Raw genomic sequence first — 23,394 nt, forward strand, 5'->3', positions numbered from 1 at the left:
AGAGGAGCTTGCCGATGACTCGCCTGACCGCCAAAGACTTCGCCCCGCAACTGCTGGAACTCTACGACGGCTACGCCCATGGCAAGATCAACCGTCGCGAGTTTCTCGACCGTGCGGCCCTGTTCACCTTTGGCGGGCTGACCGCTTCGGCGCTGCTGGCCTCCCTGAGCCCCAATTACGCACTGGCCGAGCAGGTGAAGTTCACCGACCCGGACATCGTCGCCGACTACATCACCTACCCCTCGCCCAAGGGCAACGGTTCGGTGCGCGGCTACCTGGTACGCCCGGCCAAGGCCGAAGGCAAACTGCCGGCGGTGGTGGTAGTCCACGAAAACCGAGGGCTCAATCCCTATATCGAAGACGTCGCACGGCGCCTGGGCAAAGCCGGGTTTATCGCCCTGGCGCCCGACGGCCTGACGTCGGTGGGCGGTTACCCGGGCAATGATGAAAAAGGCGTGGCGCTGCAACAGACCGTCGACCCGACCAAGCTGATGAATGACTTCTTCGCCGCCATCGAATGGCTGATGAACCACGACACCAGCACCGGCAAGGTGGGTATCACCGGCTTCTGCTACGGCGGCGGCGTGACCAATGCGGCAGCGGTGGCCTACCCGGAACTGGGCGCAGCGGTGTCGTTCTACGGGCGCCAACCTGATGCCAAGGACGTGCCGAAGATCAAGGCGCCGATCATGTTGCACTTTGGCGAGTTGGACACGCGAATCAACGAAGGTTGGCCGGCTTATGAGGCTGCCTTGAAGGCTGCTGGCACGACCTATGAAGGGTTTATCTACAAGGGTGCCAACCACGGTTTCCACAACGACTCGACCCCACGCTACGACGAGGCTGCCGCGAACCTGGCCTGGGAACGCACGTTGGGTTGGTTCCGTAAATACCTCGTGTAATTGCCAGCGATAGCGACTTCACGGGCGCCATCGCAGGCAAGCCTGGCGTCTACAGGTTCGTCACCTGCTCCAGCAACCATTGCTTGAACGCCAGCATCGCCGGGGTTTCGATGCGTGACTGCAGGCGCGTCAGCCAGTAACTACCCGTAGTGATGCCCACATCGAACGGCTGGCGGATCACGTCCTGGGCCAACTGCCGCGAGAACATCAGTGCCGGCGCCAGGGCCACGCCATTGCCCTGCAACGCCGCTTCCATCATCGCCAGGGACGAGTCGAACACAATGCTGCGCGGCACCAGGGTGTCGGCGGGCAAGCCTGCGGCCTGGAACCAGAGGCTCCATTCATCCGCCCGGTAAGAACGCAATAACGTGTGCTTCAACACATCGCCCGGGTCGTGCAGTTGGCGAGCAATCGACGGCACACACAACACCGTCAGTGGCGCCACCAGCAACTCATAGGCGTGGGTACCATGCCACGCGCCAGCACCAAAGCGGATCGCATAATCCAGCCCTTCGGCCGCTACATCCACCCGGTTGTTATGGGTGGACAGCCGCAGGTCGATAAACGGGTAGCGCGCCTGAAACTCCGCCAGGCGTGGCAGCAGCCAGCCCACCGCAAACGTACCCACCGCGCCTACCGTCAGCACTTCTCGATAATGCCCAGCCTGGAACTGGCCGAGGGTCTGGGCAATGCGGTCGAAAGACTCACGCAGCACCGGCAGTAATGTCTCCCCCTCGCTGGTGAGCATCAAGCCACGGGGCAGACGCTTGAACAGGGTGACATTGAGCTGTGCCTCCAGGCTCTTGACCTGGTGGCTGACTGCCGCCTGGGTCACGCACAGTTCGATGGCCGCCCGGGTAAAGCTCAAGTGCCGGGCAGAGGCTTCGAAGGCACGCAGAGCGTTAAGGGGCAAATGGGAACGCAACATGGTCTAAGCCCAAATTTTTCTAATGACTGGTGCGAGATATCATCGGTTGTCCAGGCTCGGCAAACTGCCTATCTTGGCCACGCCTGCGCAGGCAGCGATTACCTCCGATCATCCTCATGGAAGCGACATCATCATGTATGAACATGTGCGCAACGTCACGATTCTCAGCCTATTGCTCGGCGCCGGCAACTGCATGGCCGCTGCCGACCTGCGCCAGGTGGTGGATGCCACCGTCAAGCCCTTGATGCAGCAACAGGCCATTCCCGGCCTGGCGGTCGCCATTGTTCAGGACGGCAAGGCCCGATACTTTAACTACGGTGTCGCCGCAAAAGACAGCCAACAGCCCATCAGCGAAAACACCCTGTTCGAGATCGGTTCGGTGAGCAAGACCTTCACCGCGACCCTGGCCGGCTATGCCCAGGCCACCGGCAAGCTGAAGCTGTCGGAGCCGGCCAGCCATTACTTGCCAGCCTTGCGCGGCAGCCTGTTCGACCACATCAGCGTACTCCACCTGGGCACCTACACGGCCGGCGGGCTGCCGTTGCAGTTCCCGTCCGAGGCGGACAATGCGCAGCACATGATCAGCTACTTCCAGCACTGGAAAGCCGATTTCGCCCCCGGCACCCAACGCCAGTATTCCAACCCCAGCCTGGGCCTGTTCGGCTATCTGGCGGCGCAAAGCCTGCAGCAACCTTTCGACGTGGTGATGGAAAAGACCCTGCTGCCCAAGCTCGGGCTCAAGCACACCTATCTCACGGTGCCCAAGGCACAAATGGGCCTGTACGCCCAGGGCTATGACAAGGCCGGCAAGCCGGTGCGCGTCAGCCCTGGGGCGCTGGACAGCGAAGCCTACGGGGTGAAGACCAGCCCGGCGGACCTGATCCGCTACGTAGCGGTGAACATGAACCCAACGAACCTGGAAAAGCCCTTGCAAGCGGCGATCGCCACCACTCACACCGGCTACTACACCGCCAACGGCACCACCCAGGGGCTGGGCTGGGAAATGTCCGCCTACCCACTGACCGTTGACACCCTGATGGCGCGAAACTCAACGGCCTGGGCAATGGAGCCGCACAAGGTCAACTGGCTGACCCCGCCGCAACCCTTGCAACCCAACACGCTGGTCAACAAGACCGGCTCGACCGGTGGTTTTGGCGCCTATGTGGCCTACGTACCGAGCAAGGCCATCGGCGTAGTGATCCTGGCAAACAAGAACTACCCCAATGCCGAACGGGTGAAAGCGGCCCATGCGATCTTGCAGGCCATGGAGCAATAACCGACCTGAACATTTTTTGAACCCACCACATTCCAATGTGGGAGCGGACTTGCTCGCGAATGCGGTGATTCAGTCGACATATCCGGCGACTGACACACTGCATTCGCGAGCAAGCCCGCTCCCACAGGGAAGCAGCTTCGCGGGCTGGTCTTCAGGCGGCCAAGCCCTTCCCCGCCCGTTCCAGATTGCGCCACAACCAGGGTGGCAACACATCCGGATCGAGGCTGTCGATCAGGTTCTTCAGGCCCAACCCCAACTCTGTATCCCCTTCGATCACCAGCCGCCGGCGGAAGAACAAGGTGTCCGGATCTTCTTGGCGGCTGGCCAATAACAGGAACTCACGCCAGTTGCCGCTGATGGTCACCTGGGCCTCGGCCCGTTCGGCGATGCGCAATCCGTCACGACCAAGGGTCAGGTACCAGCGCAAACCCAGGTCGGGAATGCGCAGGCACATCCAGCGTCCGCGCAGCAGTTCGAAGCCGCCATCGCGCAAGGGTTCGGCCAGGCAGCGATTCAACGCCTGTTGCAACGCCAGGCGCTGCACCACAAATGGCACCTTGCGCATCAGCGGCAATAAACGGTCGGCGCCCTTGAGCAGCCATTGCTTGCGGTTCAGCACAGCCCCACCTCCTCGACCCGCAACATTCCGGCCTGGCCATGCCAGTAGCCATTGCAGCCGTCGACAAACAGTGGCGGCGTGGCGCCCTGGCGCACCCGGTCAAAGGCTTCGACGATGCCCACCATGCCCTGCGCCCTTGGGCTCAGGCGCAGTAGCTCAGCACCGCAACTGACCAGCCCCGGATAGTCGGCCAGCAGATTAGTGACATCCGCCGACATGGTCTGGATGCCATTTAATGTAAACAGCGCCTGCCCTTCCTGGCTGGTCAAGTCCATGCCATCGGGGTAGTTCAGGCAACAAAACTGGCAGTCATCCTTAGGCCGGTTTTCCGCACGGGCAGTGAAGCAGCGCGCCGAGTAGGCCAGGGGCAGGTGCCCATAGGCGAAGACTTCCACTTCAGGCAGCGGCCGGCCCAGCTCACGCACCTGCTCCAACACATCGCCAATCAGCGCAGCCGAGCATTCCACCGGCGGCACCCAACGCATCATCCCGGCATCCAGCAATTGCACCAGGGCGTGACCGTTGTACAAATTCAATGCCGGCCCTCCGACAAAGGGCAACTTGCGCTCGGCGAGCAATTGCACCGCGCCCATGTCATTGGCCTCGACCAGCACCTCGCCGTTGTCACACAGGCGGCGCAGGCTCGACAGCTCCGATGCGGCCTCGATCAAGGTCAGGCTCGACAGTACGATTTGCGCGTTGCCCGCCGAGTGCAATTCGCGGCCCAGGCCCAACCATTGATCGAGGTTGAACGCGCGGCGCTTGGAGCACACGGTTTCCCCCAGGTAGATCACATCCAGTGCCAGGTTGGCCATCTCGCAGTAGAACTGCCCCAGTTGTTGCTTATCCCAATAAAACAGCACCGGTCCCAGGCTAAGTTTCATGTGCGGTTCCTCATTGCCACGAACGATGGTAGGCGCCCAGGGTGGTCTGGCTGCCTTCGGATAGACCGGCCAGCACACTGCGCCATTGGTCCTTGACCACAAAACGCTCCGGCGCACTGCGGTGGGCGTCCAGCGCCGCGCGCCAGACCCCGGTGACTTGCTCGACATACGCCGGGCTGCGCTGGCGGCCTTCGATTTTCACCGCTTCGACGCCCATGGCGATCAACTCGGGGATCAGGTCCAGGGTATCGAGGCTGGTGGGTTCTTCGAGGGCGTGGAAGCGCTTGCCATCGACCATGAAACGGCCCTTGCACAGGGTCGGATAACCCGCCGGTTCGTCCGGGGTATAGCGGTCGATCAGCACTTCGCTCAGGCGCGCGCTCAGACCCTCGGCGTCTTCGCTCCAGCGCACCGCCTTGGCCGGCGAGCACACGCCGCACAGGTTCGGTGATTCGCCAGTGATGTAGGAAGACAGATGGCAACGGCCCTCAGCCATGATGCACAGGCTGCCGAAACCGAAGACCTCAATCGGCACCGAGCTGCTGGCGGCGACGTGCTTGACCTGGGCCAGCGACAGCACCCGTGGCAGCACCGCACGACGGATGCCGTAGCGCTCGGCGTAGAACTGCAAGGCCGCCGCATGGGTCGCCGAACCCTGTACCGAGAGGTGCAAGGCCATCTGCGGATGACGGCTACTGGCGTATTGCAGCACGCCCGGATCACCGGCAATCAGCGCATCCACGCCATGGTCGGCGGCGCGATCCACTGCCCGTTGCCAGCGTTCCCAGCCCTTGGGCTGCGGGTAGGTGTTGACCGCCACATAGAGCTTGCGCTGGTGCTGGCGGATATGCGCGACGGCGCCGTCGAACTGCTTGTCGTCCATGTTCAGCCCGGCAAAATGCCGGGCGTTGGTGTCGTCGCGAAACCCCACGTACACCGCATCGGCACCTTGGCGCACGGCGGCTTTAAGCGCAGGCAGATTACCTGCCGGGCAGACCAGTTGCATGGTTGATCCTCATCAGAAAATACATCACCAACACCGCATGTTCCTTGTGGGAGCAAGCCTTGCTCCCACCTTGACCACCACCACCGGCAGTTACTGCATCAGTTCGGCAAAGGACACGAACCGCACCAGCCCGCCCTTTTCCACCAACTGCTCGCGCTCCACAATCGCCAAACCATCGGCCCAGCACGCCGCGCTCAGCATCGCCGAGCTTTGCCGTGGGTGCAGGGTGACGCGCGCCTGGCCATCGATGCCCGGCGCCAGGCGTGCGCGCAGGTATTGCCGGCGACGGTTGCGCTGGGGCCACACAAAGTCGGCGGGCAGCAACATCGGCGCCGATGTGACCTCAGTCACACCCTGGGCGCGCAACAGAAACGGGCGGACCACCACCAATGCGGTAATCAGCGCCGCCGAAGGATTGCCAGGCAAGCCGATCCACGGTTTGCCGGCTACATCGCCAAAGGCCAGGGGTTTGCCCGGCTGGATCGCCAGGCGCCAAAAATCCACGCGGCCCAGTTCCTTGATCGCTTGCTTGAGGTGGTCCTCCTCGCCCACCGACACCCCACCGGAGGTCAGCAGCAGGTCGCATTCCGAGGACGCCAGGGTCAATGCATCGCGGCTGACGGCCAGTTCATCGGCCATCACCCCATAGTCATGCACTTCAACGCCCCAGCCTTGCAGCAGCGCCGCCAGGCAGTGGCGATTGCTGTTGTAGATCTGCCCCGGTGCCAGGTGATCCCCCGGCTCACGCAGTTCGTCGCCACTGCTCAACAGGCACACGCGCAACGGTCGATAGACCTTGACCTGGGCCAACCCGGCGGCCGCGAGCAAGCCCAATTCCTGGGCACGCAGACGCTTGCCGGCTGGCAACAGCAAGGCGCCCTGGGTCACCTCTTCACCTTGCTTGCGCACATGTTCACCGGTCCGCATCGGCGGGCACCAGATGCGCTGGCCGTAGACCCGGCAACGCTCCTGGGGCACCACGGTGTCAGCACCGGCCGGCAACGGCGCACCGGTAAAAATCCGCATGGTCTGCCCGCTGACCAGCGCGGTCGCGGCTTCCTCGCCTGCGGCAATCCGCCCGGCCAGACGCAGGTAGCCCCCCTCGGCCGGCAAGTCCGCAGCACGCAGCGCGTAGCCGTCCATGGCGCTGTTGTCCCAGGCCGGCAGGTTCACCGGGGAAAAGATATCGCTGGCCAACACCCGGCCCAGGGCCAGGGCGGTTTTCACCTGTTGGGTGGACGGCGGAGCAGGTGCCTGGGCTAACAGGCGGTCGATGGCCTCATCCACCGGGATCAACTCGCCGCTTTCACACACCGATAGGTTCATGACCGCGCCTCGCAGGCTTGCAGGGCCTGGGCGACCTGGGGCTTGAGGTGCGGGGCGAAATTGCATGGCCCGGTGCGGCTGTCCAGTTGCCCCAGAAGGATCTTGTCCCAACCGGTACGGCACGCGCCTGGCGAGCCGGGCATGCAACACACCAGCACACCATTGCTCATGCCGGCCAGGGCACGCGACTGCAGGGTCGACATGCCGATCTCTTGCAGGGAAACCTGGCGAAACAGCTCGCCAAAACCTTCGACATGCTTGTCCAGCAACGGCAGCACCGCTTGCGGAGTGTTGTCCCGCGCAGTGAAACCGGTGCCACCGGTGGTGAGGATCACCTGCACCTGCGGGTCGGCGATCCATTGCGAAAGCCGTGCGCGGATCTGGTAGATGTCGTCTACCACCAGGGCCCGGTCGATCAGTTCATGACCGGCCGCTTGCACGCGATCGCACAGGGTTTGCCCGGAGGTATCGTTGTCAAAGTTGCGCGTGTCGCTGATGGTCAGTACAGCGATATTCAGCGAGACAAAATTGCGTTGAGTCAGATGTGCCATGGTGAAAATCCCGGGATAAATGAGCAATGGCCCAGCCTGCACCGCAAAGGCCGGCGGGCCTATTCCTCCGAGGAGGTACCTCTAGGCGGCGTCAGGGCGCCAGGCGGCTGCGCTGCCAGATGCCGTCGTGGCGGCGGTAATCAAGACGGTCGTGCAGGCGGTCGGCGCGGCCTTGCCAGAACTCCACGCGCTCGGGCTGCAGGCAATAGCCACCCCACTCCGGCGGGCGCGGCGGTTGTTGCCCGGCAAAGCGTTGAGTCACATCGCGCAGGCGACCTTCCAGCTCGGCGCGGTGGGCCAGGGGTTGGCTTTGCGGCGACGCCCAGGCGCCGACCTGGCTGGCCAGCGGCCGCGAGTGGAAATAGTCGTCGGACAGCTGCGGCGCCAGGCGCACCACCGTGCCTTCGATGCGCACCTGGCGCTCCAGGCCCGGCCAGAAAAAGGTCATGGCCGCGCTGGGGTTGCTCGCCAGCTCCTGGCCCTTGGCGCTCTGGTAGTGGCCGAAAAAGGTGAAGCCCTCGGCGCCAAAGCCCTTGAGCAGAAGGATCCGACAATGGGCGCGGCCCTGGGCATCGACCGTGGCCAGGGCCATGCTGTTGGCCTCCACCGGCGCCACTTCGGTCTTGCGCGCCTGCTCCAGCCACTGGCCGAACAACACGAGGGGATCGTCCTGTACCAGGTCATCCCGCAAACCGTACAAGGTGTAGTTGCGGCGCATCTGCGCCAGGGAAAGGGGCATGGGGCGAACCTCCGGTCAGTTCGCCACAGTCTGATCAGCCGACGCGCCTGGCACCTTGACCGCGATCAACTGCGCGCCGCGGCATGGCGTCGCAGCGCCGCTACTTGAGCCCCAGGCGCCGCGCCAATTTGTGCAGGTTGCTGGAGTCCAGGCCGAGCATTCGCGCAGCGCTCGCCCAGTTATCGCCCGACAAGCTCAACGCCTGGCGCACCTTCTGTCGCTGGCAATCGTCCACTGCGTCGCTCAAGGTCTGGAACGCCTGCGCCGGGGCTTGAACCACAGGAGCCTGCACCAAGGTGGCGCTGTCCAGATCCAGCAGTTCGGCTTCCAGGGTCATGATCTGGTTGCGATTGCCGCCCCGGCTCAACTGCTTCAGCGCCGCACGGCTGATCACGTGCTCCAGCTCGCGCACATTGCCCGGCCAGCCATAACCGAGCAGCGTCTGCTCGGCCGCCGGTGACAGGCGCAAACCACGCAGGCCAAGTCGGGCGCGGTTGAGCTCAAGGAAATGCCCGGCCAGCAGCAACACATCGTGGCCACGCTCACGCAGCGCCGGGATCGGCACCGGGTACACCGACAGCCGGTGGTACAGGTCGGCGCGAAACAACCCTTCGCGAATGCTCTCGGGCAGGTGTCGGTTGGTGGCGGCGATGATCCGCACATCCACATGCAACGGCTTGTCGGCGCCCAGGCGCTGGATCTCACCATTCTGCAAGGTGCGCAATAGCTTGGCCTGCACACTCAACGGCAGCTCGCCCACTTCATCGAGGAACAAAGTGCCGCCGTTGGCTGCATCAAAACGCCCGGCACGGTCACTGGTGGCGCCGGAAAACGCGCCTTTGACATGCCCGAACAACTCGCTCTCGGCCAGGGACTCCGGCAGCGCCGCGCAGTTGACCTGGATCAGCGGCTTTTTACTGCGCCGCGACAGGCGATGCAGGCGCCGGGCGAACAGCTCTTTGCCGACCCCGGTTTCGCCAAGCAGCAGCACGGGCAGGTCCGAGTCGGCGAGCACATCCAGCTCGTTGAGCAACTGATGCAACACCGGGCTCTGGCCGAGGATTTCACCGTCTTCGACGCCGGGCGAACCCACCACCGGCTCGCTGCGCGACAGGCGCAGGCTACGGTTTTCCTGTTCCAGGCGCGTAACCCGTACCGCCGCCTCGATCTGCAAGGTGCAGCGCTTGAGTTGCTCGCGCGCGTTGGCATCAAAGGTACCGGCATGCAGCGCATCCAGGGTGATCGCACCCCACGGCCGGCCTTCGACGAACAGGCTCACGCCCATGCAATCATGCACCGACAGCGGTTCGCCGACCTGGTTGTCCAGCAGCCCGTCGTACGGGTCCGGCAGGCGGCTGTCGGGTTCGAACCAGGTCGGCTCGCGAGAGGCCATGATCGCCGCCAGTCGCGGATGCTGGGCAATCACAAAGCGCCGGCCAAGGGCTTCATGCACCAGCCCCACCGTGGCCACGGGGCGCAGGCTGTCGTCACCATCCAGGCGCAACAGGCCGACGGCGCCGCTATGAAAATATTCACGCAGGGTCTGCACCAGGCGTTGCAGGCGCACCGCGTTGGGTAATTCAACAATCAGGTCGGCCGACAGACTTTCACGCAGCATGGTCATTACTACCCTTGTATGGTCGGTTCTACCGTGCAGCATCAGGGTGATCCTGACCACCACAAAAAATTAATCTCTATTTTTCAATAAATTGGCGATGGCACACAGCATGCAATCACCGCTTCATCTGTTCACTTGATGAGGAAACCCCATGCACGCCATCGCCCCGGACACCTTGCCCCAGACGCAACTGATCGAACATTTGCTGGAGCGCTACCACGCCCGCCACCGCGAACAACTGCCGGAACTGATTCGCCTGGCCAGCCGCGTCGAGCAGGTTCACGGTCACCACCTGGCCTGCCCCAACGGCCTGGCCGACTTGCTGCGCGATATCGAGCAAGAGCTGGAAGGCCATATGCTCAAGGAGGAGCAGGTATTGTTCCCGATGCTGCAAATGGGCCTGGGGCCCCAGGCCGCGCCGCCGATCCAGGTCATGCGTTTTGAACATGAGCAACATGGCCAGGCCCTGGAGCAGTTGCAGGCGCTGACCAACCACATCCAGCCGCCCAGCGATGCGTGCAATACCTGGCGTACGCTGTATCACGGACTGGAAGTGTTTCATCGGGATTTGCTGGAGCATATTCATCTGGAAAACGATGTGTTGTTTGTCCGTGCGCTAAACCTGTAGGAGCGAGATTGCTCGCGAAGAACTCACGGACAACGCGTTTACCCAGGCAGCCCGCGTTTTCGTTGATGTTTTTCGCGAGCACGCTCGCTCCTACAGGATGGGATCGAGGTATCTTAGCGCAGCATCAGCTTGGCGAGGATCACGATCAGTACCATGTGCCCAAGGATGCTGCGGCGGATCCACACCGCCCGCAGCGGGCTCAGGCGCTTTTGCGTCAGCCAGTACGCGAGCAGCAGGTAATGCCCGATGATGCTCAGCGCCAATACAATCTTCAGGCTCAACAGGGCGGAAAAATGACTGGCCCATGGCGCGCCCAGCACGCCGCGGTAATGCCAGGCCAGGCCGATCCCCGCGCCATACAACAGCACCACCACGCCATGCAGCACCTGCCGCGAACGTCGGGCAATGGCTTGCTCGCTGGTGAACTGCGCCGACCAGGCCAACGCTTCACGGGCGCGGTGCCAGATGAAAACCTCAAAGAACAGCGTGCCGATAAAGGCGATGGCCGCCAGCAGATGCACAATCAATAGCCACGAATACAGCATTCCCATTCTCCTAGCCCGGATGGCCGTCAACCCGCGCGCGCCACAGCATTGGGGCATAGCGCCATAGATACACACCCAGGCCCAGGGTCCAGCACAGGCCCGCCAGCCACAGCGCAGCATACGGCCAGATCAGCACCAGCATCACCCGGCTCAGGCAGGCCAGGTTCAACAGGATGAAGGCCAGGGTCATGCCCTTGGGCGGCGCCAGCGGTCGGCCGGTATGGCCGAGACTGACCCGTGCGATCATCGCCAGGATCAACCCGCCCATCGCCCCAACCGTCAGCGCATGCACCGCCAGACTCGGGTTAAGCGCCACGCCGAAATGCCACAGCGCCATGCCCAGGCAAGCCACGGCCAGCCAGGCATAGGCCAGGTGCAGCGACCACAACAACGGCACGCGCCACAGGCCACGGTCGTGCCAGCGCACCAGGCGCAGCAGATGACCGAGCCCCAGCAAGCCGAACAACAGGCCTACCCACAGGCTAGCGGTCAACGCCAGGCCGCTGGCGTATAGCAGCGCCACCGCTGCCGAGCCGCCCAATAACAGGTAATCCAGCCACGGCCAGGGTTTCACGGCTTCCGTGCGCCCCAGGCCACGCTGGGTGAAAAACGGAATCACCCGACCGCCGATCAAGCCCATCATCGCCGCCACCAGCCACAGCCCGGTCAACACCGCCTGGCGCTGCCAGCCTTCGTCACCGCGCAGCAAGCCATACAGGGACAGGCCATCGGCCAGGGTCAACAACAGCAACACCAGCACAATCGGGTAGTTGCGCTGTTGCCGCACTTTCCACAAGGTCCAGCCCATCAACCCGGCGACGGCCAGGGGAAAAGTCAGTTCCAATACGGCCAACAGCGGCCATGGCAGGTTGAACAGCCAGGCCAGGCGTGCCGCCAGCCATACCCCGGCCAACATCGCGAGGGGCGTACCGCTGATGCCGGGGCGACCGGTCCAGGTCTGCACCGCCGTCAGCAGGAACCCGCCGATGATTGCCAAGGCAAAACCGAACAGCAGTTCATGGCGATGCCAAGCCAGCCAGCCACCTGCCGGCTGCCAACCCGCGTCGCCGGCCAGGGCCAGCAGCCACAAAGGAATCGCCAGCAGCGCCAACAGGCAGCCACCGAGGAAAAATGGCCGGAAAGCCAGGCGAAACAACGGGGTTATCGACATAGCCTTGCGTCGATCCAGCACTTGCATACCACCACTCCTCAAGTCATTGCCGGCCCGATCATCCGGGATTGTCCGCGCCGGGCCCTTGTCGCAGATCAAGCAGGGGCCAGTGGCGGCGCAATATCCTGGGGGCCGTCGCGGGATGGGCGTTGCAAGGGCCGGGCCGGGTCCTCAGGCCCACCGCAATCATGTGTGGGAGCTGGCTTGCCTGCGATGGCATCGCTGCGGTTTTACTGGAAGACCGAGGTGCCTGCATCGCAGGCAAGCCAACTCCCACATGGGATTGGCGTTGTTTATGAGGGTTTAAATAACCATCATAGGGTTAAAAGAACCCTTAATGGCAGGGTCATTTCAACCCTTGAGGGGCTACAGCTCTGATTTTACGTGGCCCGTGCCTTGGCCCAGCTCTTGCTCTACCCGGTTATCCCGTCATTACCCTGCCCCACGGAGTCCCCATGAAAAAAGTCATCCAGCCCCTGGCCTGGTTCGTGATCCTCGGTTCGATGATGGCGGCGGCCAGTGGCCTGTCGTTGTGGCTTGTATGATCACCGACGCGCCGAGGGTCCTGCACCGCGTACATCATCAGATCCTGCGCAGCCATCACCTGTTTGAACCGCTTAACGAAGAGCAGATGGATGAGTTGATGGCCAGCAGTCAATTGCTGAGTGTCGACAAGGGCGAACCGCTGTTCCGCCAGGGTGAGCCGGCCGATGGGTTTTACTTCGTGATTGCCGGCGCGGTGAAGATCTACCGCCTGACCCCGGACGGCCAGGAAAAAGTCTTTGAGGTGATTGGCGAGCGGCAGACCTTCGCCGAGGCGATGATGCTGATGGACACCCCCAACTACGTGGCCTGTGCCGAAGCGGTGTGCCCGACGCAGTTGTACCGCCTGTCCAACGCCACCTATATGCGCCTGCTCCACAGCAACAGCCGCCTGACCTTCGCCCTGCTGGGCAAGTTGTGTGTGCGCCTGCACCAGCGGGTCAACGAGATCGAGACCTTGTCCCTGAAAAACGCCACCCACCGCGTGGTGCGCTACCTGCTGACGCAACTGGTGCGCCTGCACAATGCTGACAGCTCATTCGAGCTGCCCATGGCCAAGCAGTTGATCGCCGGACACCTATCGATCCAGCCGGAGACGTTCTCGCGGATCATTCGCCGGCTGATCGATGAAAAAATCATCACCCAGGACGGTCGCCAGATCGCCATTCTTGATCGCCTGCGCCTGGAGCAATTCGAATGAGTGCAGCGTGTGTGTGCCTGTATTGCCAACATGCCAACCCGCCGACACAGCCGGCCTGCGAACGCTGCGCCATGCCCCTGCCTGCGTCCACCGCCAGCCTTGAGGCCCGCCGACTCAAACGTTTCCAATGGTTCTGCCTGGGGCTGGCCGTGTTCTGCATCACGATGTTCTTCTGGCTGCCCCGCAATTTCTACTGATCTTCGGTCAACTGCCGGTACAGCTGCGGCAAGCGCAACGGCAGTTGCTCCGGCTGGCGGATCAAGGTGTAGCCATGGGCGCCGAACATGTACGGCAGGTAATCCCCGGCCTGTTTGTCGATAGTGATGCAGAACGGCACCAGGCCCTGGCGCCGCGCCTCCATCACGGCCTGGCGGGTGTCCTCCACGCCATAGCGCCCCTCATACAAGTCCAGATCGTTGGGCTTGCCATCGGTCACAATCAACAGCAGTTTGCGCCGCTGCTTACAAGCGCCAAGGGTCTGGGTGGCTTGGCGGATGGCTGCGCCCATGCGCGTGTAGTAACCCGGTTTCAGGCCCTGGATGCAGCCGCGAGTGTGGTCATCATAGGGTTGCTGGAATGACTTGAGCTGTTGCAGGCGCACCTGCTGGCGACGCAGGGAAGAGAAGCCATACAGGGCAAACGCATCGCCCAGGCCCGCCAGGCTCTCGCCAAACAGCAACAGGCTGTCGCGGATCACGTCGATGACCTTTTGCGTATCGTTCAGGTGGGCGTCGGTGGACATCGACAAATCGGCCAGCAGCAAACAGGCCAAGTCACGCCGGGTGCGGCGCTGCTCCTTGAACAGACCGCGCTCGGCGCACGCGCCGTGCTGGCGCTCGACATGAAAATCCAGCCACGCCTGCAGGTCCAGCTCCGCGCCCTGGGGCTGTTGGCGCAACCATTGACGGTCGGTGCGCAGTTGCTGGAACTGGCGGCGCAACCGCGCGGCCTGGGGCAGCAGGCGCGCCGGCAGCGGCTGGGGCGTGCTGTCGCGGGGTTGCATCAGTTGCAGGTTGACGAAGTTGGCTTGCAGGCACTGCTGTCGGTAGTCCCACTCCGGCAGCTTGATACCTTCGCCCAGGGGAATGTCATCGACGTCGGCCGGTGGCAGATCCAGGTGCAGCTTCAGCCCGCCGCTCTTGCGCACGCGCTGGCGTGACAGGCTCAACTGGTCGAGGTCTTCGGCGACCCGGGCGGCATCTTCGTCCTCGGAGTCATCGGCCCAGCGATCGAGGTCGACGTGTTCGGTCCAACTGAACAGGTTTTCCAGGCGCACCACCAGCAGGCCGCCGTCGCGGCTGTTGTCATCGACCCGGTTGGCTTGTTTGGGCGCGCCCTGTTGTTCGCCGGGGCGGGTCGCCAGGTCATCGCCCTCCTCATCCAGATCGCCGGCCTGCGGGCTGTGCAGGTGCAAAGGTGGATACAACCACAGCGGCAGCGGCCAGGCGGCGCGCTCGCTACGGGGTAACTGGCGGATGCTGCCGGGTTCACGCAGGGCCTTGCGCAAGGCCTTTTCCACGGCGGCTTCGGCGGGGTTGAGGGTGGCGGGATCCGGGCGCAATTGCAGATGGGCGTCCACCAGGCGCTGATAACTGGGGAGCATGGCCGGGTAGCGCTGCAACAATAGCCAGGTCCAGCGCTGGTTGTCGCGGGCCCAGTGGGTCATCGGTCCGGCGTGTGCGGCCAGTAGCGCCAGCCAGCGGTACAGTTCCAGGTTCAGGGCCACCGAAGGAAACACCGCCAGACTTGCCGGCAGGCGCAGTCGATGCCCATCGCACGAGGCCAAGGGGACTTGCCGGCAAGTGCCGGCGATGCGCATCAGCAGATTGCGCCGCAGCAGCAGGTCGCGCTCGCTGGCGGCCTCCAGGGCAATCCCGTGGGCGCCGCCCAGGGCGCGGAACAACAGGGCCAGGCTGCGCTGGCGGTCGACCAGATCAACCCGCGCTTCGGGGAAGTCAGCACTGGCGCGGCGGGTGATAAAGCGGTGCCAGACACTGCCAACCCACTCTTCCAACTCAAGGGTGAAGGCCATGTGAAGTGCTCCAGACATAAAAACGGCCCGCACTACCTGCCGGGCCGCCCTCTTGGGGATTAACGTTGACCGCTCAAGCAGCCACGGGGATGGCTGCGTTCAAGCCCTTGCCGCGCTGCCGGAAGCTCCACAGGTAGCAGAGCAGGCCCAGCAGGAACACCACGCCACTGGCCAGTCGTGCCCAGAACAGCAGGCTCAGGTGGTCCATGGTGGCCATGAACGGCAGCGCCACACCGTCCACCTGCCAGCGTTGCAACCAGACTTGCACGGCACCGGCCGCCGTCAGGAACAGCGTGATCATCACCATCGACAGAACCATCATCCAGAAGCCCCAGATCTCCAAGGTCTGCGAGCGTGCGTCCGGCGCTTCACCGATACCGCGCAAACGCGGCATGGCGTAGCTGATCAGGGTCATCACGATCATCGCGTAGGCGCCGAAGAACGCCAGGTGGCCGTGGGCGGCCGTCAGTTGAGTGCCGTGGGTGTAGAAGTTGACCGGTGCCAGGGTGTGCAGGAAGCCCCAGACCCCGGCGCCGAAGAACGCCGTGACCGTGGTGCCCTTGGCCCACAATGTGGCCGCCCGGTTCGGGTGCTGGCGCCGACGCTGTTTGACCATGGTGAAGGCAAACATCACCATCGCCAGGAACGGCAGCGGCTCCAGGGCCGAGAAGATCGAACCGACCCACAACCACACCTCGGGCGCGCCGATCCAGAAGAAGTGGTGACCGGTACCGATGATCCCGGTGATCAGGGCCATGGCGATGATCACGTACAGCCATTTTTCCACCACCTCACGGTCGACACCGGTGACTTTGATCAGCACGAAAGCCAGCATCGAGCCCATGATCAGCTCCCACACGCCTTCGACCCAAAGATGCACCACCCACCACCAGTAGAACTTGTCCCGTGCCAGGTTGCCGGGGTTGTAGAACGAGAACAGGAAGAACACCGCCAGGCCGATCAGCCCGGTCATCATCACCATGCTCACGGTAGTCTTGCGGCCCTTGAGCAGGGTCATGCCGATGTTGTAGAGAAAGCCCAGGCACACGACCACAATGCCCATCTTGGTGATGGTCGGCTGCTCCAGGAATTCACGGCCCATGGTCGGCAGCAGTTCGTTGTGGGTCAGCTTGGCCAGGGCCGCATAGGGCACCAGCAAGTAACCGAGGATGGTCAACACCCCCGCCACGGCAAACACCCAGAACAGCAGGATTGCCAGCTTGGGGCTGTGCAACTCGCGGTCGGCTTCTTCCGGTACCAGGTAGTAAGCGGCGCCCATGAAACCGAACAGCAGCCAGACAATCAGCAGGTTGGTGTGGACCATGCGGGCCACGTTGAAGGGGATCAACGGGAACAGAAAGTCGCCGACCACGTATTGCAGGCCCATGATCAAACCGAACAGCACCTGGCCCAGGAACAGGATCAGGGCGAACACAAAGTAGGGTTTGGCCACGGCCTGTGATTGGAATTTCAGATATGGATTGACGGTACGCATCCCTCAGCCCTCCTTGTTTGGCGGCCAGCCGTTGGTGTTGATCTTCGAGCTCCACTTGAGGAACTCGGCCATATCGTCCACCTCCTGGTCGCTGAGGTTGAATTGCGGCATCGCGCGCCGGCCGGGAACGCCCAACGGTTGCATCTTCATCCAGGCATGCAGGAACGGCTTGAACGCTTCCTCGCCGCCACGGCGGTTGAACACATTGCCCAGTTCCGGCGCAAAGTACGCGCCCTCGCCCAGCAGAGTGTGGCAGCCGACACAGTTGTTGCGCTCCCAGACGCCCTTGCCGCGCACCACTGATTCGGTGAGTAGCTCCTGATTGCTGCGAGAGGGAAAGGTTTGTTCGGTGTGATAGGTCAGGGCCAGGAATATCAGGAAGAAGAACACGCTTCCTCCGAAGTAGATATTCCTGGCCATGCCCTTGGTGAAGGTCTCTGACATGGTCGCTTCCTCATTGCTTGGCGGGGACCATGATAGAAAGCTGGGAGGTGAAACCTGCTTGATGGCGATCAAGAAATGCCGATGGTTTTGGTCGGGTATTGGGACTAACAGGTTTGGTTAACTCAATATCCTTTTATTTGAGGGACTCTTAGAGAGAGAAAACCAAGGTGTTACCAAATACGGCGCTCGCTTGGCGCGATTGAAGGCGGCGCGACGGTGTATCCTTGCTCCGAGTACTCGAATAATAAATATGGAGTCGCGCTCGATGCGCCAACTGCCCCCCCTAAATATGCTGCGGGTCTTTGAAGAGGTCGCGCGCCATCGCAGCTTCAGCCAGGCCGCCGTGGGTCTGAACGTGACCCAAGGCGCCGTCAGCCGTCAGATCAAGCAGTTGGAAGACTACCTGGGCATCGCGCTGTTTGTCCGCACCCCCCAGGGCCTGTCGCTGACCCAGGCAGGCATGGCCCTTTCCCCGCACCTGAGCGACGCCTTCGACCATATCGAGCGGGCCATGCAAGCCGTGCGCGTACCCAACCTGCGTCAGCGACTGCGCATTCTGGCGCCACCGACCTGGGCCACCCGCTGGTTGTCGGCGCATTTGCGCGGATTCTGTGAGCGTTACCCGGATATCAACCTCAGTGTTACCCACCAGAGCAGTCACGACAATTTGGCGGAAATCGACTGTCAGATTCGCTTCGGACTTGAGCCCGCCACCCATTGCAACAGCGAGTTGCTGGTGATGGAACGACACATCGCCGTGGCCAGTCCAGAACTGTTCGAAGGCGACCATCCGCCTGACCTGCGTCGATTTCCGTTGCTGCATATCCTGCACGACGGTAAACGCCTGAAAGTCTGGGAGAACTGGATCGCAGCCATGGGCCGTGAGGATATCGAAGCCGATCAGGGCCTGGAGTTCAGCACCCTGGATCAAGTCATCCATACCACCCTGGCCGGAGGTGGCCTGGCGGTGATCGACCGGCAGATGATTGAGCGTGAACTGGCCAATGGCAGCCTGTTGCCGATCACCCCGGTAGAAGTGATCGGCCCCTATGGCTACTGGCTGGATGTGCCGGGTGACAAACAGGGTTTATCCAAGGTTCGTTTGTTTACCCAATGGCTGAACCAGGTGAGCAATCCCTGATTCGCCGGGCTCGGCCTGGCACGCCTGATTCAACGTCAGGGCTTTGGTCTCTGGTGCCCAGGCCCAGGAGATCACCGCGCCAAACACCAGAATGCCGGCAAGGATGCCCATGGTCGGGCTCAAGCCAATCCCCGCCACACTCACCGGTAACAAGAACGTACTTACCGCCGAACCAAGCCGGCTCACCGCCGTCGCCAGGCCGATACCGCTGGCGCGCAGATGGGTCGGAAAACTCTCAGCCGGGAATACTCCCACCAAATTACTCACCGCCGATAACACCAGGGTAAATACACCAAAGGTCAACACCATCAACCAGGCCAGATTGCCCGGCAGTATTGCCAACAGAAACAGCGCCACCGCCAGAATAATGAATGAGTTGATCAAAAAGCCGCGCCGGGAGAATTTCACGGTGCACCAGATACCGATCAGTGCACCGATGATCAACAGCAGGTTAAGCATCAATTCGGTACCAAAACCTTCGGCCAAGCCCATCGTCTGCAAAATCGATGGCAAGAAGGTGTAGATGGCAAAGTACGGCATGACAATACACACGAAAAACAGACAGTTAAACGCGGTGCGCTTACGGTACTGCCGGCTGAACAACACCGCATATCCCGAGTGTTCCTGCGGCGCAGGCTCTTCGTCGAGCACGACATGCTCGCCCAAGTATTTCTTGACGATGGCCCGGGCCTCGGCGATTCGCCCACGGTTGACCAGCCAACGTGGCGATTCCGGAGTACCAATACGGGCAATCAGAATCAAACCGGCCGGGATTGCCGACGAAGCCAACATCCAGCGCCAGGCATCATCGCCCAGGCTGAGCATTGTGGTGCCGACAATCGTGGCGGCTACATAGCCAAAGGTCCAGATCACGCTGAAGGCACCCAGCAATACACCGCGATATTTCTTTGGCGAGAACTCCGCCAACAGGGCATGACCGACACTGTAATCACCGCCAAGACCAATACCGATCAGCACCCGGCACAGGACCAGCGCCAAGGCTGTCTCGACATAAAACTGCATCGCCGAGGCGATGGTGATCAGAACAAAACTGACCAGGAAAATTTTCTGCCGGCCAAGGGTGTCGGAAATCCAGCCAAAAAACAGGCTACCGAGAAACAGCCCAATCAGCGCCGAAGCTCCGACCAGGCCCTGCCAGAAAGCATCCAGTTGCATCTGTGGGCTGATCAGGGTCAGCGCAATACCGATCATCCCCAGGATGTAGCCATCAGCAAGGTGTGCACCGAACGTCAGGCCAGCGATTTTCAGGTGAAACCGACCGATGGGCAGGTCGTCGATGTTTACTGGTTGAGTAGACATGGTGTTCTCCATATTGTTGTTCTTGACGGAGTAACGGCAGCTACCCCCATTCCCTCGGGGGTGCGGGCTTGGGCGGGATGGGGCTTTTGCTCAGGTGGTTGTGTTCACAACCCCCCCATCAGCAGGTATTTGATTTCCAGGTAGTCGTCCAGGCCGTACTTGGAACCTTCACGGCCCAGGCCCGATTCCTTGATGCCGCCAAAGGGCGCGACTTCGGTGGAGATAATCCCTTCGTTGATACCGACCATGCCCGCTTCCAGCCCTTCGGCCATACGCCAGACACGGCCGATATCACGGCTGTAGAAATACGCCGACAAACCGAATGGCGTGTCGTTGGCCCGTTGCAACACCTCAGCTTCATCATTGAATCGGAAGCAGGCGGCCACCGGGCCAAAGGTTTCTTCCTGGGCAATCAGCATTTCGCCGCTGGCTTCGGTGAGGATGGTCGGCTCAAAGAAGGTGCCGCCCAATGCATGGCGACGACCGCCGCACAGTAGTTTGGCGCCCTTCTCCAAGGCGTCACCGACATGCGCTTCAACCTTGGCCAGGGCGGCAGCGTTGATCAGCGGGCCTTGTTCGGTCTCGCCGTCCAAAGCACTGCCAACGCGCATGGCGCTGACCGCTTGCGCCAGTTTATCGGTGAACGCGTCGTAAACACTGTCCTGGATAAAGAAGCGGTTGACGCACACACACGTCTGCCCGGTATTGCGGAACTTGGACGCCATGGCGCCTTTGACGGCAGCGTCCAGGTCCGCATCCTCGAACACGATAAACGGCGCATTGCCGCCCAGTTCCAGCGAGACTTTTTTCAGGGTGTCTGCTGCCTGGCGCATCAATAACTTGCCGGTCCGGGTGGAGCCGGTGAAGGACAATTTACGCACTACGCTGGAGGCTTGCAGTGCGCCGCCGATGGCCACTGCGTCGCCAGAGACGATATTGAATACACCGGCGGGAATACCCGCCTGCTCAGCCAATACTGCCAGGGCAAAAGCTGACAGCGGAGTTTCTTCCGAAGGTTTGAGGATCATCGTGCAACCGGCCGCCAGAGCCGGGCCAACCTTACGGGTGACCATGGCCAGGGGGAAGTTCCACGGCGTGATCGCAGCAACCACGCCAATCGCTTCCTTGGTCACGATGATTCGTGCATCGGCCTTGTGACTAGGGATCACATCACCATAGGCACGCTTGGCTTCTTCGCCGAACCACTCCAAAAAGCTCGCGGCGTAGACCACCTCCCCCATGGCTTCGGCCAGGGGCTTGCCTTGTTCAAGGCTAAGCAAGTGAGCCAGATCCTTCTGATTGCTCAGCATCAACTCGCTCCAGCGCTTGAGGCGTTGGCTGCGTTCCTTGGCAGTAAGCTTGCGCCAGGCCGGCAAAGCGCAATCAGCGGCTTTGATAGCCAGGTTGGTTTCCTCAGCGCCAGCGCGCTGTACATCTACGATCAACGCGCCATTGGCCGGGTTGACCACCGGGTAGGTCAGACCACCGCTGGACCATTGGCCATCGATGTAGTTGCCAGTACGAATCAACGGGTTCATGCCACAACCTCAATCAGGTTAAAACGGTCCAGGCCCGGACGGGCGCTGCGCAGGATGCGCTTGCCAGCGGTGTAATCGTTGATCACATCGCACGGGGTGTAGTTGCGCTCCAGTTCATGCAGTTCCTCGGCATCCAATTGGGTATCCAAGGCCGCGAGAGCGCTATCAAATTGCTCGGTGGTATCGGCGCCCACCAGCATCACATCCACGCCAGGATGGTTGGCGACCCACGCCTGAGCAATTTGCGCATTGCTCACACCACGGGCACGGGCCACGCGTTGTACAGAGCGGGCAATGTCGAACGATGCCTGGTCGCTGTACATCTGCTGGGTAAAGAAGTCAGTCTGGTTCCGGTTGGACTGCGCATCACCGGTGAGCAACCCACGAGCCAGTGGACTGAACACCGAGACGCCCAGGCCCTGGTCGCGGCAGAACGGGATCATTTCGCGCTCTTCCTCGCGGTAGGCGCAGTTCAGTTGCAGTTGCATGTTGATCGGCTTGACCCAACCGTTGCGCTCACACGCTATGAGGATCTTCGCCAACTGCCCGGCAAGCATGGTGGACACACCGATATAGCGCGCCTTGCCGGAACGCACGATGTCGTTCAACGCCCCCATGGTCTCTTCCACCGGGGTGTTCACATCAAAGTAATGCAGCATGAACACATCGACGTAATCCATGCCCAGGCGGCTCAGTGAAGCGTCGATGCTGTCCATGATGTGCTTGCGTGAATGGCCGCTGGCGTTGATGCCGCTACCGGTGCCGTAGCCAACCTTGGTGGTGACCACGATATCTTCACGCCGTGCCAGGCGCTTGAGGATGCGCCCCACCACTTCTTCGCCAACACCTGCGGAGTAGAAGTCCGCCAGGTCGATAAAGTTGACACCATTGTCCAGGGCGTGAGCAACGATGGGTTCGCTTTGCTTCTCGTCAAAAATCCACGGTTTCCAGTCCGGGGTGCCCATGTTCATGGTGCCCAGGCACAGACGCGAGACTTGCAGGCCGGAGTTACCCAAGCGGATATATTGCATAGGGTTGTCCTCAGGCTTTTGGCGTGTAGAAAGGGTTACTGATGTGGTTGACCACATCGGCTAACTGCGCAGTCTGCGGTTTGCCAGTAAGGGCGGCGCGGATCGCGGTGCGGCAGGCGTTGTAGTTATTCAGGTAGACCGCATCCAGGTCGTCGCAGGCCGGATTCACCCAGTTGGCCGTGACGATGGCCCATTCATCTTCCGCTTCCGGCGGCAAAGTCCCATCCAGCAGAGCCTCAAGTACCGCTTTGGCGATACCGGCCTGGGACGCGCCCCAGGTGGCATTGCCATGCAACTCGCTGCCAATCGCAGCCTTGTTGACGTAGAGGGTCATGGGTTTGACGGGGATATTGGGCTGCGCAATGACCATGAACGGGCAGTGCCCCTGGCTTGGGGACGCGAGGCTATTGGCGAAGGCCTGGCCGGCCGGGCCATTACGCGGACCGATCAGGATATTGATATGGGCGGCATTGACGCCTGGGCCTTCGAAGCCTTCGCCGATGTACAGATCAAGTGCTTTCATTTCGCAAACGCTCTTTGTTGTTATGGGGAGCTGGTTGGCGATTTTTTAGCACTGGCGATGAAATCGGGCGTAACCATTAAAAGTCATGGTGATGTGAGTTTTACTCATAGCGCCCTGCGACAACGGACCCTTCTTGTGCGTTGACCATCTTTCCTACACACCATATAGTGTGCCAACAAACACAACCGACCACTACATAGTGTGCAAGCCCGCTATTCGTCGACCACACTATGCGCAGCATTTCAATGCCTTGAAGCCTGCAAATTACATATTTTTGGACGGGTCTACACGCCCGTCAGCACAGACCAGGAAGGAGTATTTCATGCTGAGTTGGGATGAAGTCGACAACGAAGACACCGGTGCAGCCGTGATCCGCGGCGCCAACGCCGGCCACGCCACCGAAGCCAACATGGACCGCCTCGACGGTGCCGGCG

Annotated in this window: 22 protein-coding genes and 1 pseudogene; 6 read left to right on the forward strand and 17 right to left on the reverse strand. The window is 61.8% G+C overall.

The window, feature by feature from the left end; translation table 11 throughout:
• The first annotated feature begins 14 nt into the window (after positions 1-14).
• The gene (gene yghX / locus BFQ03_RS12925) at positions 15-902 is read left to right on the forward strand and encodes a YghX family hydrolase (RefSeq protein ID WP_032860665.1); all 888 of its coding nucleotides are present in this window, start codon (positions 15-17) and stop codon (positions 900-902) included.
• A gap of 49 nt (positions 903-951) precedes the next feature.
• Here yghX and BFQ03_RS12930 read toward each other — a convergent pair whose 3' ends face one another.
• Complete coding sequence (locus BFQ03_RS12930; RefSeq protein WP_032860667.1) at positions 952-1,830, reverse strand: LysR family transcriptional regulator; 879 nt, start codon at positions 1,828-1,830, stop codon at positions 952-954.
• Between the two features lie 133 nt (positions 1,831-1,963).
• On the opposite strand from BFQ03_RS12930, the gene ampC reads away from it, so the two are divergent.
• On the forward strand, positions 1,964-3,106 hold the full coding sequence (gene ampC, locus BFQ03_RS12935) for a class C beta-lactamase (RefSeq protein WP_065943296.1): 1,143 nt from the start codon (positions 1,964-1,966) through the stop codon (positions 3,104-3,106).
• A 151-nt stretch (positions 3,107-3,257) separates the two neighbouring features.
• On the opposite strand, the gene BFQ03_RS12940 is transcribed toward ampC, so the two are convergent.
• The 7 genes from BFQ03_RS12940 to norR all read right to left on the reverse strand — a co-directional run bounded on the left by BFQ03_RS12940 (position 3,258) and on the right by norR (position 9,849).
• Positions 3,258-3,725 carry a ubiquinone anaerobic biosynthesis accessory factor UbiT gene (locus tag BFQ03_RS12940; protein ID WP_032860669.1) on the reverse strand — a complete coding sequence of 156 codons (468 nt, stop codon included), beginning with the start codon at positions 3,723-3,725 and terminating at the stop codon, positions 3,258-3,260.
• Positions 3,719-4,609, reverse strand: coding sequence for a U32 family peptidase (locus tag BFQ03_RS12945; protein WP_065943297.1), 891 nt, complete (start codon positions 4,607-4,609; stop codon positions 3,719-3,721). The genes BFQ03_RS12940 and BFQ03_RS12945 overlap by 7 nt, the downstream gene beginning before the upstream one ends.
• Before the next feature lie 10 nt (positions 4,610-4,619).
• Positions 4,620-5,615: a ubiquinone anaerobic biosynthesis protein UbiU gene (locus BFQ03_RS12950; RefSeq protein ID WP_032860671.1), complete on the reverse strand. Its 996-nt coding sequence runs from the start codon at positions 5,613-5,615 to the stop codon at positions 4,620-4,622.
• Positions 5,616-5,705: 90 nt separating this feature from the next.
• On the reverse strand, positions 5,706-6,941 hold the full coding sequence (glp, locus tag BFQ03_RS12955; protein ID WP_065943298.1) for a molybdopterin molybdotransferase MoeA: 1,236 nt from the start codon (positions 6,939-6,941) through the stop codon (positions 5,706-5,708).
• Complete coding sequence (gene moaB, locus BFQ03_RS12960; protein WP_032860673.1) at positions 6,938-7,492, reverse strand: molybdenum cofactor biosynthesis protein B; 555 nt, start codon at positions 7,490-7,492, stop codon at positions 6,938-6,940. Before moaB ends, glp begins: the two co-directional genes overlap by 4 nt.
• A 91-nt stretch (positions 7,493-7,583) precedes the next feature.
• Positions 7,584-8,231 (reverse strand): pyridoxamine 5'-phosphate oxidase, encoded by a 648-nt coding sequence (gene pdxH, locus BFQ03_RS12965; RefSeq protein WP_032860674.1) that lies wholly within the window; start codon positions 8,229-8,231, stop codon positions 7,584-7,586.
• A gap of 100 nt (positions 8,232-8,331) precedes the next feature.
• The gene (gene norR, locus BFQ03_RS12970; protein WP_032860733.1) at positions 8,332-9,849 is read right to left on the reverse strand and encodes a nitric oxide reductase transcriptional regulator NorR; all 1,518 of its coding nucleotides are present in this window, start codon (positions 9,847-9,849) and stop codon (positions 8,332-8,334) included.
• A gap of 190 nt (positions 9,850-10,039) precedes the next feature.
• On the opposite strand from norR, the pseudogene BFQ03_RS12975 reads away from it, so the two are divergent.
• Positions 10,040-10,477, forward strand: a pseudogene (locus tag BFQ03_RS12975) (hemerythrin domain-containing protein); the annotation flags it as partial.
• Between the two features lie 113 nt (positions 10,478-10,590).
• On the opposite strand, the gene BFQ03_RS12980 reads toward BFQ03_RS12975, so the two are convergent.
• Together BFQ03_RS12980 and BFQ03_RS12985 are read right to left on the reverse strand one after the other, a co-directional pair.
• Positions 10,591-11,022 (reverse strand): hypothetical protein, encoded by a 432-nt coding sequence (locus tag BFQ03_RS12980; RefSeq protein WP_065943300.1) that lies wholly within the window; start codon positions 11,020-11,022, stop codon positions 10,591-10,593.
• 10 nt (positions 11,023-11,032) lie between these two features.
• Complete coding sequence (locus tag BFQ03_RS12985; protein ID WP_032860676.1) at positions 11,033-12,220, reverse strand: NnrS family protein; 1,188 nt, start codon at positions 12,218-12,220, stop codon at positions 11,033-11,035.
• 514 nt (positions 12,221-12,734) lie between these two features.
• Between BFQ03_RS12985 and BFQ03_RS12990 the strand changes: the two genes are divergently transcribed.
• Entirely contained in the window at positions 12,735-13,436 is a 702-nt protein-coding gene (locus BFQ03_RS12990; protein ID WP_065943301.1) for a Crp/Fnr family transcriptional regulator, read from the forward strand.
• Positions 13,433-13,633, forward strand: a complete 201-nt coding sequence (locus BFQ03_RS12995) for a hypothetical protein (RefSeq protein WP_032860680.1) — start codon at positions 13,433-13,435, stop codon at positions 13,631-13,633. Before BFQ03_RS12990 ends, BFQ03_RS12995 begins: the two co-directional genes overlap by 4 nt.
• Here the strand turns inward: BFQ03_RS12995 and BFQ03_RS13000 are convergent.
• The 3 genes from BFQ03_RS13000 to BFQ03_RS13010 form a co-directional block, all read right to left on the reverse strand.
• On the reverse strand, positions 13,627-15,468 hold the full coding sequence (locus BFQ03_RS13000; protein WP_065943302.1) for a nitric oxide reductase activation protein NorD: 1,842 nt from the start codon (positions 15,466-15,468) through the stop codon (positions 13,627-13,629). The two genes, BFQ03_RS12995 and BFQ03_RS13000, sit on opposite strands and share 7 nt — an antisense overlap.
• 73 nt (positions 15,469-15,541) lie before the next feature.
• Positions 15,542-16,963 carry a cbb3-type cytochrome c oxidase subunit I gene (locus BFQ03_RS13005; protein WP_032860682.1) on the reverse strand — a complete coding sequence of 474 codons (1,422 nt, stop codon included), beginning with the start codon at positions 16,961-16,963 and terminating at the stop codon, positions 15,542-15,544.
• A 3-nt stretch (positions 16,964-16,966) separates the two neighbouring features.
• Positions 16,967-17,407, reverse strand: coding sequence for a c-type cytochrome (locus BFQ03_RS13010; protein ID WP_029294425.1), 441 nt, complete (start codon positions 17,405-17,407; stop codon positions 16,967-16,969).
• Between the two features lie 265 nt (positions 17,408-17,672).
• Here BFQ03_RS13010 and BFQ03_RS13015 point away from each other — a divergent pair, with 265 nt between their 5' ends.
• The gene (locus tag BFQ03_RS13015) at positions 17,673-18,548 is read left to right on the forward strand and encodes a LysR substrate-binding domain-containing protein (protein WP_032860685.1); all 876 of its coding nucleotides are present in this window, start codon (positions 17,673-17,675) and stop codon (positions 18,546-18,548) included.
• On the opposite strand, the gene BFQ03_RS13020 is transcribed toward BFQ03_RS13015, so the two are convergent.
• From BFQ03_RS13020 to fae, 4 genes are all read right to left on the reverse strand, one after another.
• Positions 18,495-19,868: an MFS transporter gene (locus BFQ03_RS13020; RefSeq protein WP_032860735.1), complete on the reverse strand. Its 1,374-nt coding sequence runs from the start codon at positions 19,866-19,868 to the stop codon at positions 18,495-18,497. The genes BFQ03_RS13015 and BFQ03_RS13020 overlap by 54 nt on opposite strands.
• 104 nt (positions 19,869-19,972) lie before the next feature.
• A complete protein-coding gene (locus BFQ03_RS13025; protein ID WP_065943303.1) occupies positions 19,973-21,406 on the reverse strand; it encodes an NAD-dependent succinate-semialdehyde dehydrogenase in 1,434 nt (477 codons plus the stop codon).
• Positions 21,403-22,437, reverse strand: coding sequence for an aldo/keto reductase (locus BFQ03_RS13030; RefSeq protein ID WP_065943304.1), 1,035 nt, complete (start codon positions 22,435-22,437; stop codon positions 21,403-21,405). Before BFQ03_RS13030 ends, BFQ03_RS13025 begins: the two co-directional genes overlap by 4 nt.
• A 10-nt stretch (positions 22,438-22,447) precedes the next feature.
• The gene (fae, locus tag BFQ03_RS13035; protein ID WP_032860693.1) at positions 22,448-22,960 is read right to left on the reverse strand and encodes a formaldehyde-activating enzyme; all 513 of its coding nucleotides are present in this window, start codon (positions 22,958-22,960) and stop codon (positions 22,448-22,450) included.
• Positions 22,961-23,394: the final 434 nt, after the last annotated feature.

The organism is Pseudomonas sp. 25 R 14, assembly GCF_900004755.1.
In the GTDB taxonomy this organism is placed as follows: Bacteria; Pseudomonadota; Gammaproteobacteria; order Pseudomonadales; family Pseudomonadaceae; genus Aquipseudomonas; species Aquipseudomonas brenneri.